Raw genomic sequence first — 13,275 nt, forward strand, 5'->3', positions numbered from 1 at the left:
CCACTTTTCTTGAAAAAAAACGGGGCTGATTAACCGCCCAGTGGCGACGGATGCGGATGCATCACCGCACGCTGCCGCTCCTCCTCGAGAAACTTCATGATGATCGGCGCCACGGCTTCGGCGCGGGTAATCAGGAATAGATGGCCGTCATCGATGATGTGCAACTGGGCGTTGGGAATCCGCCATGCCAGCAAGCGCATGTTGACCAGCGGGATCAGCGGATCGTCGTCGCCGGCCAGGACCAGGGTCGGCTGGTTGATCTTGTGCAGCCAGTGAATGCTGGTCCAGCCGAGACCGGCGAACAGCTGCCAGTAGTACCCGAGCTTGCCCGCCGAACGCACCTTGGCTGCGTGGCTGGCAGCGAGTGTCGGATCACGCCGGAACGAACCGCCGTAGATCATCGGTGCGATGCGGATCACGTGCGAAGGCTGGATGTAGCGTCGAGGGCTGGCCATCATCCACAGCACTTTCGGTTTGCCCGGCACCATCACCGCGCCCGCCGCCGTCGCAGCCAGTACAAGCTTCTTGCAGCGCTCCGGATAGTCAAAGGCGAACTGTTGGGCCAGGGCGCCCCCCCAGGACACACCAATCACATTGACCTGCCCGTAGTCGAGGTAGTCGAGCATGCGTGCCGTGAGCTTCGCCAGGCTGGGAAAGCGATAGGGGCGATTGGGCGTCGACGAACCACCGACACCTGGAACGTCGAATGCGATGACTTCCAGGTCCGGGTCCAGTGCCGCGACGAACGGAAACACCAGCTCCAGGTTGGCGCCGATGCCGTTGAAAATCAGCAAGGGTGTCAAGTGAGGCTTGCCGGGGCGCACCGCCGTGCGGAGGGTCTGGCCATCCAGGTCGACGGTACGGAATATGAACGGTTGCGGCATGCTCTAGCCCTGTGGATTAAGTCATCCCCGGCTCCCTTGTGGGAGCAGGCTCGCTCCCACAGTGGGGCGGGGTGTGTCAGTTACCGCTCATGTACGTAAGTACCCGGCGATGCTTCGCCTGCCGGATAAGCCTTGTTGCCCAGTTTTGCCGGAGCCTTTTTCAGCTCGCCCGAGCGCTGGGCCTGCCAGGCTTGCCAGTGCAGCCACCAGGAATCGGTGTGCTTGGCGGAGTTCTCTTGCCACTGCTCGGCACTCTCTGCCATTTCGGTGCTGGTCATGTAACGGGATTTCGGGTTGCCCGGCGGGTTCAGGATGCTCTGGATGTGCCCGCTGCTGGACAGCACAAATTCGACATTGCCGCCGAACAACTGCGCCGACTTGTAGCAGGACTTCCACGGGGTGATGTGGTCGTTGGTGCCGGCCAGGGAAAAGATATCGGCCGTCACTTGCTTGAGGTCGATGGCGGTACCGCACACCTCCAGTGCATTCGGGCGGATCAATGGATTGTTTTTGAACATTTCGATCAGATCGCCGTGGAACGCTGCCGGCAATCGCGTGGTGTCGTTGTTCCAGAACAGGATGTCGAAAACCGGTGGCTCGTTGCCCAGCAGGTAGTTGTTGACCCAGTAATTCCAGATCAGGTCGTTGGGGCGCATCCAGGCAAAGACCTTGGCCATGTCGCGACCTTCCAGCACACCGGCCTGATACGAGTGGCGCTTGGCGGCCTCGAGGGTTTGCTCGTCGACGAACAGGGCTACGTCGCTGTCCAGGGTGGTGTCCAGCACGCTCACCAGCAGGGTGAGGGCGTTGACCTTGTTCTCGCCGATCGCGGCATAGTGGCCCAGCAGCGCGGTGCAGGTGATGCCGCCGGAGCAGGCGCCGAGCATGTTCACGTCTTTGCTGCCGGTGATGGCGGTGACCACATCGACCGCTTCCTTGAGCGCCTCGATGTAGGTCGACAGGCCCCACTCACGCTGCTCCTTGGTCGGGTTGCGCCAGCTGACGATGAAGGTCTGCACGTTGTTGCGCAGGCAGAAGCGCGCCAGGCTCTTGTCCGGGCTCAGGTCGAAAACATAGAACTTGTTGATCTGCGGCGGCACCACCAGCAACGGACGTTCGTGAACCTGCTCTGTGATCGGTTTGTACTGGATCAGCTCCAGCACATCGTTGCGGAACACCACCGCGCCTTCGGTCACGCCCAGGGTCTTGCCGACTTCAAACGCACCCATGTTGACCTGGCTCGGCATGCCGCCGTTGTGCACCATGTCCTTGGCCAGATGCGAGAGGCCGTCGAGCAGGCTCTTGCCGCCGGTTTCGAAGAAGCGCTTGACCGCTGCCGGGTTGGCCGCCGTATTGGTCGGGGCCATGGCTTCGGTCACGAGGTTGATCACGAAGTGCCCGCGGGCGACGTCCTTTGCCGAGAGGTTGCTGTCGTCGATCCAGTCGTGGAGTTCCTTGCGCCACGCCAGGTAGGTTTGCAAATAACGTTTGTAGAGCGGGTTCTGGCTCCAGGCCGGATCGGCGAAACGGCGATCGTCGCTGGTCGGTTGCAGCTCGGACTTGCCGAACAACACATTCTTGAGTTCCAGGCCGAAATGCGCGACGTGCCTGGCGCTGTGCACCGGTTGTTTGATGGCTTGCCTGAGTACCATTCGAGCAGAAGCCAGTAGATCCTTTCCACGCAGCCCAACGACAGGATTCAGTCCCAAGGTGTTTTCCGAGGCCTGATACTTCAAGTCATCGTTATTCTTGTTACTCATCTACGACGCTCCATTGTCCTGAGACGAGTACCCGGTCCCGCTGTGCAGTCACACAACCAATTCCAGGTACTACTGCTCGGGTGACCGTTAATTCTGCATCGCTGCTTTTTCTTCGCAGAGAGCACTGCAGGGAACTTGCCAGCTCCATTGGTTACCCGAGTTTAATTTTTTTCGCAAGCAGGCCAATCACCGGCATCGAAGCGGAGCATTCAAACAGATGGAATTAGAAAATGCCTTCTAATGAGCAAAAGGCTTGGGTTAGAGCATTAGCTTGACGACAGATTCGTTAGGGTCGCGGGTTTTTCCGGCGGCTTTGAGCTCAGCCAGATAATCCTCCCAGAGTGCGTCATGACGCCGCCCCAGTTCGTAGAGGTATTCCCAGGTGAACAGGCCGCTGTCGTGGCCATCGTCGAAGGTCAATTTCAGTGCGTACTGACCGGCCGGTTCTATCTTGGACAGGCCTACGTTGATCTTGCCAAATTGCAGGATAGGTTTGCCGTGGCCCTGGACCTCGGCGGAAGGAGAGTGCACGCGCAGGAACTCGGCGGGCAGGGTGTATTCCTCGCCGGACGCGTACTTGAGCGTCAGGGTTTTCGAGGCTTTGTGCAGCTTGATGTCGGTGGGGAGTTGGGTCATGACTAGGGTGTCCGTTTTATGTGGGACTTTGTGGGAGCGAGCAGGCTCGCTCCCACAGGTCCATCACCGCTGTAAGTATGGCTTACAGGATATAACGGGACAGGTCTTCGTTCTGCGCCAATTCGCCCAGGTGGCTGTTGACGTAGTCGGCGTCGATCAGGATCGCCTTGTCATCGTGGGTGCTGGCCAGGTCGCCGGCGCTGAACGACACTTCTTCGAGCAGGCGCTCGAGGAGGGTGTGCAGGCGACGGGCACCGATGTTCTCGGTTTTCTCGTTGACCTGCCAGGCGATCTCCGCCAAGCGCTTGATACCGTCCGGCTGGAACTCGATGGTCAGGCCTTCGGTTTTCAGCAGCGCGCAGTATTGCTCGGTGAGCGATGCGTGCGGCTCGCTGAGAATGCGCTCGAAGTCTTGTGGCGAAAGCGCTTTGAGTTCTACCCGAATCGGCAAGCGACCTTGCAGCTCCGGTACCAGATCGCTCGGCTTGCTCAAATGGAACGCGCCGGAAGCAATGAACAGGATGTGGTCGGTCTTGACCATGCCCAGTTTGGTGTTCACGGTGCAGCCTTCGATCAGCGGCAGCAGATCGCGTTGCACGCCTTCACGGGACACATCGGCGCCACCGACATTGCCGCGCTTGGCGACCTTGTCGATTTCGTCGATGAACACGATGCCGTGCTGCTCGACCGCTTCCAGCGCCTTGGCCTTCAACTCTTCGTCGTTGACCAGGCGGCTGGCTTCTTCGTCGCGCACCAGTTTCAGCGCTTCCTTGACCTTGAGCTTGCGGCTCTTGCGTTTGCCCTTGCCCATGTTGGCGAACAGGCTCTGCAACTGGTTGGTCATCTCTTCCATGCCCGGTGGCGCGGAGATATCGACGCCGGACATTTCGGCGACTTCGATCTCGATTTCCTTGTCGTCCAGTTGACCTTCGCGCAGACGCTTGCGGAACAGCTGACGGGTGTTGGAATCGGTCGTCGGGGCATCGTCGCTGCTGAAGCCCATGCGGGCCGGTGGCAGTAGCGCGTCGAGGATGCGCTCTTCGGCGGCGTCTTCGGCGCGGTGGCGAACCTTGGTGATTTCCTGTTCGCGCAGCAGCTTGATCGCTGCATCGGCCAGGTCGCGAATGATCGACTCGACGTCACGGCCGACATAGCCGACTTCGGTGAACTTGGTCGCTTCGACCTTGATAAACGGCGCGTTGGCCAGTTTGGCCAGGCGACGGGCGATCTCGGTTTTACCGACACCGGTCGGACCGATCATCAGGATGTTCTTCGGGGTTACTTCGACGCGCAGCTCTTCAGGCAGCTGCATCCGGCGCCAGCGATTGCGCAGGGCAATGGCAACGGCGCGCTTGGCATCGTCCTGGCCGATGATATGGCGATTGAGTTCGTGGACGATTTCACGGGGAGTCATGGACATAATATTTGACGGACCTTGAACAAGATGAGTCGTGGCGCTTGGCCGAAACAGACTTACTCGTCGCCTTTGGCGCAGTCCTGCTCCTCAATGGTCTGGGTGTGGTTGGTGAATACGCAGATGTCGCCGGCGATGCCGAGGGCGGTCTCGACGATTTCCCGGGCGGACAGGTCGGTTTTTTTCAGCAGCGCGCTGGCGGCAGCCTGGGCAAAGGCACCACCGGAGCCCATGGCGATCAGGCCATGCTCAGGTTCCACCACATCGCCATTGCCGGTGATGATCAGGGAAGCGTCTTTGTTGGCGACAGCGAGCATGGCTTCGAGGCGGCTGAGCGTGCGATCGGTGCGCCACTCCTTGGCGAGTTCGACGGCGGCACGAACCAGATGGCCCTGGTGTTTCTCCAGCTGACCCTCGAAACGTTCGAAAAGGGTAAAGGCGTCAGCCGTGGCACCGGCAAAACCGGCAAGGACTTCGCCGTGGTACAGGCGACGGACCTTCTTGGCATTGCCTTTCATCACGGTATTGCCGAGGGATACCTGGCCGTCGCCGCCCATGACGACTTTGCCTTGGCGGCGGACTGAAACGATGGTGGTCAAGGGGAGAGTCTCCACGCAGCGGGGCGAAAATGCCTTATGCCGATACATATGGGGGTGGTGGAGAGGATTTCAACTGTGGGGCGGGAGAGGGGACGAGCGGTGTTTGTCAAACGGGGATATGTGGTGTTGGACATGACGCCATCGCCAGCAAGCTGGCTCCCACAGGGGCTGTGCAAAACCTGTGGGAGCCAGCCTGCTGGCGATGAACGATGACGCGGTATTTCTGAAGGGGATCAGCGACTTTGGCGTTGTTGTAACAACAGGTTGCTGAAGCCTGCGCCGGACAGTTGCTTCTGTGCGGTGGTCAGCTGTTCACGGTTGCTGAACGGTCCCACCAATACCCGATACCAGGTCTCGTCCTTCACTGTGCCGGACTCAACCGCCACCGCCTGGCCGAGCAGGATGATCTGCGCGCGTACCTTATCCGCGTCAGACTCCTTGCGGAACGAGCCGGCCTGCAGGAAGAACCGGGTCACAGGCGCAGCCTTGGTGACGGGCGGTGCTGGCGGTGGCGTGATCCCGGCCAGGGCGGCCTGGGCGCGGGCTGTGTCGATTTTCGCCGCTTCCGCCGGGGTCACCGGCGTGGTCGGAATGGCCGGCACTTGTGGCGTCGGCAAGGTTTTTTCCGGCACGGCATCAGGCGGCACGATGACTTCCGACTCCGGCAGCAGGGTGTAGAAGTCGTACTTCGGCTTCACCGGTTGCGTCGGGCTCGGCGGGGTCTTGTTGGCTTCGGCGATCTTGGTGGCTTTCTGTTGCTGCTCGACCTTCTCGCGCTTGACCGTGTCGCTGCCCTTGCCCGGCTCCAGTTTCATCAGGAACACGATGAAGGCGCCGACCGTCAGGCCGATCGCCATCCACAGCCAACCCGGGATCGGTTGCTTCGCTGGAGCTTGGTAACGGCTGGCGCCACGCTTGGGTGCAGGTTTTTTCTTGGCGGCCAACTTACATACGCTCCAGAGTTTCCAGGCCCAAGAGTTCCAGGCCTTGCTTGAGAGTGCGTCCGGTCAGCGCGGCGAGGCGCAGACGGCTCTGCATTTGTTCCGGAGTGTCGGCGGCGAGGATCGGGCAGTTCTCGTAGAAGCTGGAGAACAGGCCGGCGACGTCGTACAGGTAGGTGCAGAGAATGTGCGGTGTGCCTTTCTCGGACACGTTGTTCAGCACTTCGCCGAACTGCGCGAGTTTCGCCGCCAGTTCGTGTTCGTGCGCAGCTTCGAGAACGATCTGGCCCTCGACCTCGCTGAAGTCCTTGCCCAGTTTGCGGAATACACCGGCCACACGGGTATAGGCGTACAGCAGGTACGGCGCAGTGTTGCCTTCGAAATTCAGCATCAGGTCGAAGTTGAAGCTGTAGTCGCTGGTGCGATGCTTGGACAGGTCGGCGTACTTCACCGCGCCGATGCCCACGACCTTGGCGATGTTGCGCAGGTCGGCCTCGGCCAGCTCCGGGTTCTTGTCCTTGACCAGGGTGTAGGCGCGTTCCTGGGCTTCGGTCAGCAGGTCGATCAGCTTCACGGTGCCGCCGTCACGGGTCTTGAACGGGCGGCCATCGGCGCCGTTCATGGTGCCGAAGCCCATGTGTTCCATTTCCATCGGGTGCGTCACGAAACCGGCCTTGCGCGCCACGGCGAACACTTGCTGGAAGTGCAGGGCCTGGCGCTGGTCGACGAAGTACAGCGCACGATCGGCCTTGAGCTTGCCGCTGCGGTAGCGCACGGCGGCCAGGTCGGTGGTGGCGTAGAGGTAGCCGCCGTCAGCCTTGACGATGATCACCGGCAGCGGATCGCCGTCGGCGTTCTTGAATTCGTCGAGGAACACGCACTGGGCGCCGTTGCTTTCGACCAGCATGCCGGCGGCTTTCAGGTCGTTGACCACATTGATCAGGTCGTCGTTGTAGGCGCTTTCGCCCATCACGTCGGCCATGGTCAGCTTGACGTTCAGCAGTTCGTAGATTTTCTGGCAATGGGACAGCGAAATGTCCTTGAACTTGGTCCACAGCGCCAGGCAATCGGCATCGCCGGCCTGCAGCTTGACCACCAGGCCACGGGCGCGGTCGGCGAACTCTTCGGATTCGTCGAAGCGTTGCTTGGCGGCGCGGTAGAAGTTTTCCAGGTCCGACAGCTCGTCGCTGGTGATCGGGTTTTCCTGCAGATAAGCCATCAACATGCCGAACTGGGTGCCCCAGTCGCCGACGTGGTTCTGACGGATCACGGTATCGCCGAGGAATTCCAGAACGCGAGCCACGCCATCGCCAATGATGGTCGAGCGCAGGTGACCGACGTGCATCTCTTTGGCCAGGTTCGGTGCCGAGAGGTCAACCACCGTGCGCTGTACCGGGCCGGCCTTGCGTACACCGATGTGTGCATCGGCGAGGGCGGCGTCCAGGCGGGTGGCCAGGGCCTGGGTGTTCTGGAAGAAGTTCAGGAAGCCCGGGCCGGCGATTTCGGTCTTGGTGACGTTTTCGTCGGCCGGCAGCGCGGCGATGATCTTTTCTGCCAGATCGCGCGGCTTCATGCCCGCAGGTTTGGCCAGCATCATGGCGATGTTGCTGGCGAAGTCGCCGTGGGTCTTGTCCCGGGAGTTCTCCACCTGGATCGCCGGCGACAGGCCTTCAGGCAACACACCTTCGTTGACGAGTTGGGTGATGGCTTGTTGGATCAGCTGGCGAATGGTGTCTTTCATGGTCTTCTCTTTCAACCGCAGGCGCGGCGGGCGCTTCGATGCGCTGGTGGAAAAACTGGGCATTATCCGTTGCCAAGGCGGGCTTGCCAACTATAGCGGGCGGGTTATGGATATGTGGTGACAAATCGGGCTTCTTCGCGAGCAGGCTCGCTCCCACAATTGGAATGCGGACACTTGTGGGAGCGAGCCTGCTCGCGAAGGCGATCTCTAAATCAATACAAATCGACGGGATCGACATCCAAAGACCAACGCACCGCCCGCCCGCTCGGCATTTGCTCCAGCACCAGCAACCAGCTGGCAAGCAACCGGTGCAATGGTGCGCGGGCCGTAGCCTGTAACAACAACTGCGCACGATAGCGCCCGGCCCGGCGCTCCATCGGTGCGGGCACCGGCCCCAGCAGTTCGATGCCGGTCAGGTTCTGTTCGGCCAGCAAGCGCTCCGCCTCGCTGCACGCTTCATCGAGAAAGCCTTCGGCCTGACCCGGTTTGTGCGCTTCGGCCCGCAGCAGCGCCAGGTGCGCGAACGGCGGCAGGCCTGCCGCACGACGTTCACTCAAGGCCTGCTCCGCAAAGGCGAAGTAACCCTGCTCGGTCAATTGCACCAGCAGTGGGTGGTCGGCCAGGTGCGTCTGGATGATCACTTTGCCCGGCTCTTCCGCCCGCCCGGCGCGCCCGGCGACCTGGACGATCAATTGCGCCATACGCTCACTGGCGCGGAAGTCACCGGAGAATAGTCCGCCATCGGCATCAAGGATCGATACCAGGGTCACCCGTGGGAAGTGGTGGCCCTTGGCGAGCATTTGCGTGCCCACCAGGATGCACGGCTGACCCTTTTGAATCGTCGCGAACAGTTGATTCATTGCGTCCTTGCGTGACGTGCTGTCCCGGTCGACCCGTAATACGGGGTAGTCCGGGAACAGGATGCCCAGGCGCTCTTCGGCCCGTTCGGTGCCGGCCCCCACCGGGCGCAAATCGACCTTGTTGCACTTTGGGCATTGGCGCGGCACGCGTTCGACATAACCACAATGGTGGCAGCGCAGTTCGCCATAGCGTTGGTGCACGGTCATGCGTGCATCGCAGCGCTGGCATTCGGACATCCAGCCGCAGTCGTGGCAAAGCAGCGTCGGGGCGAAGCCGCGGCGATTGAGGAATACCAGCACTTGCTGGCCGGCAGCCAGGGTCTGGCCGATGGCTTGTTGCATCGGCCCGGAAATACCACTGTCCAGCGGACGGCTTTTCACGTCCAGGCGCAGGAAACGCGGCTGCTTGGCGCCGCCGGCACGTTCATTCAGGCGTAGCAGGCCGTAACGGCCGGTGTAGGCGTTCTGCAGGCTTTCCAGTGACGGTGTGGCCGAGCCGAGAACAATCGGAATGTTTTCCTGCCGGGCACGCACCAGCGCCAGATCGCGGGCGTGATAGCGCAGGCCTTCCTGCTGCTTATAAGAGCCGTCGTGCTCTTCATCAATGATGATCAGCCCCGGGTTCTTCATTGGCGTGAACAGCGCCGAGCGGGTGCCGATAATGATGTCGGCCTCGCCATCGCGGGCAGCGAGCCAGGCGTCGAGGCGTTCGCGATCATTCACCGCTGAATGGATCAGCGCGATGCGTGCATTGAAGCGCTGTTCGAAGCGCGCCAGGGTTTGCGGACCCAGGTTGATTTCCGGGATCAGCACCAGCGCCTGCTTGCCGGCCTCCAGGGTTTCGCGGATCAGCTGCAAATACACTTCGGTCTTGCCGCTGCCGGTGACGCCAGCGAGAAGGAACGCGTGGTAGCTGTCGAAACCAGCGCGAATCGCCTCACAGGCGGCGCGTTGTTCCGGGTTGAGCGGCAATTCCGGTTGGGCCAGCCAATGCTCGTGACGGGCACTGGGGGCGTGCTTGCGGACTTCGACTTGCACCAGGTCCTTGGCCAGCAACAGATCGAGGCTGTCCTTGCTCAGCATCAGTTTGCTCAGCAACTGATGGGCGACACCATGGGGATGTTGGGCCAGCGTTGCCAGTGCTTCACGCTGGCGCGGGGCGCGGGCGATACGCGGATCATCGAGGCTGGCACCGGGAGCGGCGGACCAGAACCGTTCCTGGCGGGCTTCGGCCAGTTCACCCTGACGCAGCAATACCGGTAGCGCCCAGCTCAGCGTATCGCCGAGGCTGTGCTGGTAATACTGGGCAGTCCACAGGCACAGCTTGAACAGCGTGGGGGGCAGGGGTGGCGTGGCGTCCAGCAGTGCCAATGCCGGTTTGAGTTTCTCTGCTGGCACTTCGCTGGTATCGGCGACTTCTACCAGAATCCCGATCATCTCCCGGCGCCCGAACGGCACCCGCAAGCGCATGCCAGGATGCAACTGGGCGCGCAGGACGCCAGCCGGCGCGCGGTAGTCGAACAGGCGGCGCAGGGGCGAAGGCAGGGCGAGGCGCAAAATGGCGTCGGGCACGCGGGGGATTCTCGATCAGCGGAAAATAGAAGCAGGGGGCAATCACATAACCTGTGGGAGCGAGCCTGCTCGCGAAGAGGGAGTATCAGTCAGCATTACTGTCGTCTGACGCACCGCTTTCGCGAGCAGGCTCGCTCCCACAGGGGTGGCGCATAGGGCCGGGAGCCTAGCAGACGGTCGGTCTGAGTGACAGCTTGCGTGATCAGGATTGTCTGGTAGAATCCGCGGCCTAATTACGTGCGGTATTCAACAATAGTGTTGGGTGGCGGCACGCTAGCCCGAGGAAGACACCATGAAAGCTGATATCCATCCAGAATACCCAGCAGTTGCTGTTACCTGCAGCTGCGGCAACAAGTTCGAAACCCGTTCGACCTTCGGCAAAGCCCTGGCGATCGACGTTTGCAACGAATGCCACCCGTTCTACACCGGTAAGCAGAAGACTCTGGACACTGGCGGCCGCGTTCAGCGCTTCGCCGACCGTTTCGGTGCTTTCGGCGCGAAAAAGGCCTAAGGCCGATCAACTTGGGAAGCCATTCGGGTTTTTCCATGCTGATGAAAAAGGCGTCCCTCGCGGGCGCCTTTTTTGTGTCCGTGATTTGGCTATCCGCTGCCCAGGCCTTCTGCCCGGCGCCGGGCGGCCTGACATCCGTCGCGGTGCAGCGGGTGGTGGATGGCGATACGCTGCGCCTGAGCGATGGTCGCAATGTGCGCATGATCGGCTTGAATACGCCGGAGCTGGGCAAGCAAGGCCGTTCCGATGAGCCGTTCGCCGTGGCTGCGCGCAGGCGTCTCGAAGCCCTGGTGGCGGCGAGCGACGGGCAAGTCGCTTTACTGCCCGGTAAAGAAAGCAAAGACCGCTATGGTCGGACCCTGGCCCACGTCTACGGTGCCAACGGTGCCAACCTCGAAGCGCAAATGCTCGCCGAAGGCCTCGGTTTTCTGGTGGCGGTCCCTCCCAATGTCGATCTGGTCGGCTGTCAGCAAGCTGCGGAACGCAGCGCCCGCCAGGGCGGGCTCGGTGTGTGGCGTCAATCACCTGTACTGAAAGCGGATCAGATCAGCACGGCCGGTTTTGCTGTACTCAGCGGCCGTGTGAGCAAGGTTCAACGAAATCGTGGCGGCGTTTGGATCGAGTTGCAGGATTCGGTTGTATTACGCGTTGCACCCAATTTGCTCGCTCGCTTCGATACGGCCTCGCTTGAAAAACTCGAAGGCAGGCAAATCGAGGCGCGCGGCTGGGTACTGGATCGTTCGCGCCGCGGTGGGCTCAAGGAGGGGCAGGCGCGCTGGATGTTGCCGCTGACGGACCCAGCGATGCTTGAAGTGGTGCAGTGATAAAAAATTGTAGACATTTTTTGCGCTGATTGTGAACAGTCTATCCCTTGTGTTCCGCGGCTCTTGGCCAAAAGTCGTAGGGCAGGGCGGTTGACAGGGGTGACCGGTCAGTCTTGTGGGGATTTTGCGAGGCGCGTATCCTCGCTGACCAGTCTGTCCAACAGTAAAAGCGGAATGCCCACATGTCTGATCTGAAAACTGCCGCTCTCGAATATCACGCCAATCCTCGTCCAGGGAAGCTGAGCGTCGAGCTCACCAAGGCCACCGCTACCGCCCGCGACCTGTCGCTGGCCTACAGCCCCGGCGTAGCCGAACCAGTACGCGAAATCGCCCGCGATCCTGAACTGGCCTACAAATACACCGGCAAAGGCAACCTGGTTGCAGTCATTTCCGATGGCACCGCGATTCTCGGCCTGGGTAACCTCGGCCCATTGGCTTCCAAGCCAGTGATGGAAGGCAAGGGCGTTCTGTTCAAGCGCTTCGCCGGCATCGACGTCTTCGACATCGAAGTCGACTCCGAAAGCCCGCAAGCCTTCATCGACACCGTCAAGCGCATCTCCATCACGTTCGGTGGCATCAACCTGGAAGACATCAAGGCGCCTGAGTGCTTTGAGATCGAACGTGCTCTGATCGAGCAGTGCGACATTCCGGTTTTCCACGATGACCAGCACGGCACCGCAATCGTCACTGCGGCCGGCATGATCAACGCCCTGGAAATCGCCGGCAAAACCCTGCCGGAAGCCAAGATCGTCTGCCTGGGTGCCGGTGCGGCAGCCATCTCCTGCATGAAGTTGCTGGTGAGCATGGGCGCCAACATCGAAAACATCTACATGATCGACCGTACCGGCGTGATCCACTCCGGCCGTGACGATCTGAATCAGTACAAGGCTGTCTTCGCTCACGCGACCGACAAGCGCACCCTGGCTGACGCCTTGCAAGGCGCAGACGTGTTCGTCGGCCTGTCCGGCCCGAACCTGCTGAGCGCTGAAGGCCTGCTGTCGATGGCTGCCAACCCGATCGTGTTTGCTTGCTCGAACCCGGATCCGGAAATCTCCCCGGAACTGGCGCACGCTACCCGTAGCGACGTGATCATGGCCACCGGCCGTTCGGACTACCCGAACCAGGTCAATAACGTACTGGGCTTCCCGTTCATCTTCCGTGGTGCCCTGGACGTACGCGCCAAGCGCATCAACGAAGAAATGAAAGTGGCTGCGGCCAACGCCCTGCGCGAACTGGCCAAGCTCCCGGTTCCTCAGGAAGTGTGCGACGCCTACGGCGGCATCAAACTGGAATTCGGTCGTGAGTACATCATTCCGAAGCCAATGGATGCTCGCCTGATCACCCTGATCTCCGACGCCGTGGCCAAGGCTGCGATCGAGACGGGTGTGGCGACCCTGCCGTATCCGAAGAACTACCCGCTGAAAAGCGTGGATGACGTGTTTAACGGTTAAAAGCAGACGCCCATAAAAAAACCCAGCCAAGTGCTGGGTTTTTTTATGGGCTCAAGCTGCAAGCTACAAGCTGCAAGTAAAA

At 60.9% G+C, this 13,275-nt stretch carries 12 protein-coding genes; 4 read left to right on the forward strand and 8 right to left on the reverse strand.

Annotated elements, in window-relative coordinates:
* Positions 1–29 precede the first annotated feature (29 nt).
* The 7 genes from phaZ to argS all read right to left on the reverse strand — a co-directional run bounded on the left by phaZ (position 30) and on the right by argS (position 7,975).
* Entirely contained in the window at positions 30–884 is an 855-nt protein-coding gene (gene phaZ, locus FFS64_RS02640; protein ID WP_137804112.1) for a poly(3-hydroxyalkanoate) depolymerase, read from the reverse strand.
* 80 nt (positions 885–964) lie between these two features.
* Entirely contained in the window at positions 965–2,644 is a 1,680-nt protein-coding gene (phaC, locus tag FFS64_RS02645; RefSeq protein ID WP_137804113.1) for a class II poly(R)-hydroxyalkanoic acid synthase, read from the reverse strand.
* Between the two features lie 258 nt (positions 2,645–2,902).
* Positions 2,903–3,280, reverse strand: a complete 378-nt coding sequence (locus FFS64_RS02650) for a gamma-butyrobetaine hydroxylase-like domain-containing protein (protein WP_046816950.1) — start codon at positions 3,278–3,280, stop codon at positions 2,903–2,905.
* 82 nt (positions 3,281–3,362) lie between these two features.
* A complete protein-coding gene (gene hslU / locus FFS64_RS02655; RefSeq protein ID WP_137804114.1) occupies positions 3,363–4,700 on the reverse strand; it encodes an ATP-dependent protease ATPase subunit HslU in 1,338 nt (445 codons plus the stop codon).
* Positions 4,701–4,753: 53 nt separating this feature from the next.
* Positions 4,754–5,293 (reverse strand): ATP-dependent protease subunit HslV, encoded by a 540-nt coding sequence (gene hslV / locus FFS64_RS02660; RefSeq protein ID WP_095192245.1) that lies wholly within the window; start codon positions 5,291–5,293, stop codon positions 4,754–4,756.
* A 233-nt stretch (positions 5,294–5,526) separates the two neighbouring features.
* Positions 5,527–6,237, reverse strand: a complete 711-nt coding sequence (locus FFS64_RS02665) for an SPOR domain-containing protein (protein WP_095192244.1) — start codon at positions 6,235–6,237, stop codon at positions 5,527–5,529.
* Position 6,238: 1 nt separating this feature from the next.
* Entirely contained in the window at positions 6,239–7,975 is a 1,737-nt protein-coding gene (gene argS, locus FFS64_RS02670) for an arginine--tRNA ligase (protein ID WP_095192243.1), read from the reverse strand.
* Here argS and FFS64_RS31590 point away from each other — a divergent pair.
* Entirely contained in the window at positions 7,974–8,096 is a 123-nt protein-coding gene (locus FFS64_RS31590) for a hypothetical protein (RefSeq protein WP_256660392.1), read from the forward strand. The genes argS and FFS64_RS31590 overlap by 2 nt on opposite strands.
* Before the next feature lie 91 nt (positions 8,097–8,187).
* Here FFS64_RS31590 and FFS64_RS02675 read toward each other — a convergent pair whose 3' ends face one another.
* A complete protein-coding gene (locus FFS64_RS02675; RefSeq protein WP_137804115.1) occupies positions 8,188–10,407 on the reverse strand; it encodes a primosomal protein N' in 2,220 nt (739 codons plus the stop codon).
* Between the two features lie 292 nt (positions 10,408–10,699).
* On the opposite strand from FFS64_RS02675, the gene rpmE reads away from it, so the two are divergent.
* The 3 genes from rpmE to FFS64_RS02690 all read left to right on the forward strand — a co-directional run bounded on the left by rpmE (position 10,700) and on the right by FFS64_RS02690 (position 13,193).
* Positions 10,700–10,918 (forward strand): 50S ribosomal protein L31, encoded by a 219-nt coding sequence (gene rpmE / locus FFS64_RS02680; RefSeq protein ID WP_008047849.1) that lies wholly within the window; start codon positions 10,700–10,702, stop codon positions 10,916–10,918.
* 35 nt (positions 10,919–10,953) lie between these two features.
* Positions 10,954–11,742: a thermonuclease family protein gene (locus FFS64_RS02685; RefSeq protein ID WP_137804116.1), complete on the forward strand. Its 789-nt coding sequence runs from the start codon at positions 10,954–10,956 to the stop codon at positions 11,740–11,742.
* A 182-nt stretch (positions 11,743–11,924) separates the two neighbouring features.
* Entirely contained in the window at positions 11,925–13,193 is a 1,269-nt protein-coding gene (locus tag FFS64_RS02690) for a malic enzyme-like NAD(P)-binding protein (RefSeq protein ID WP_095192240.1), read from the forward strand.
* Positions 13,194–13,275 lie beyond the last annotated feature (82 nt).

The sequence above is a fragment of the Pseudomonas sp. G(2018) genome, assembly GCF_005502415.1.
Classification (GTDB): domain Bacteria; phylum Pseudomonadota; class Gammaproteobacteria; order Pseudomonadales; family Pseudomonadaceae; genus Aquipseudomonas.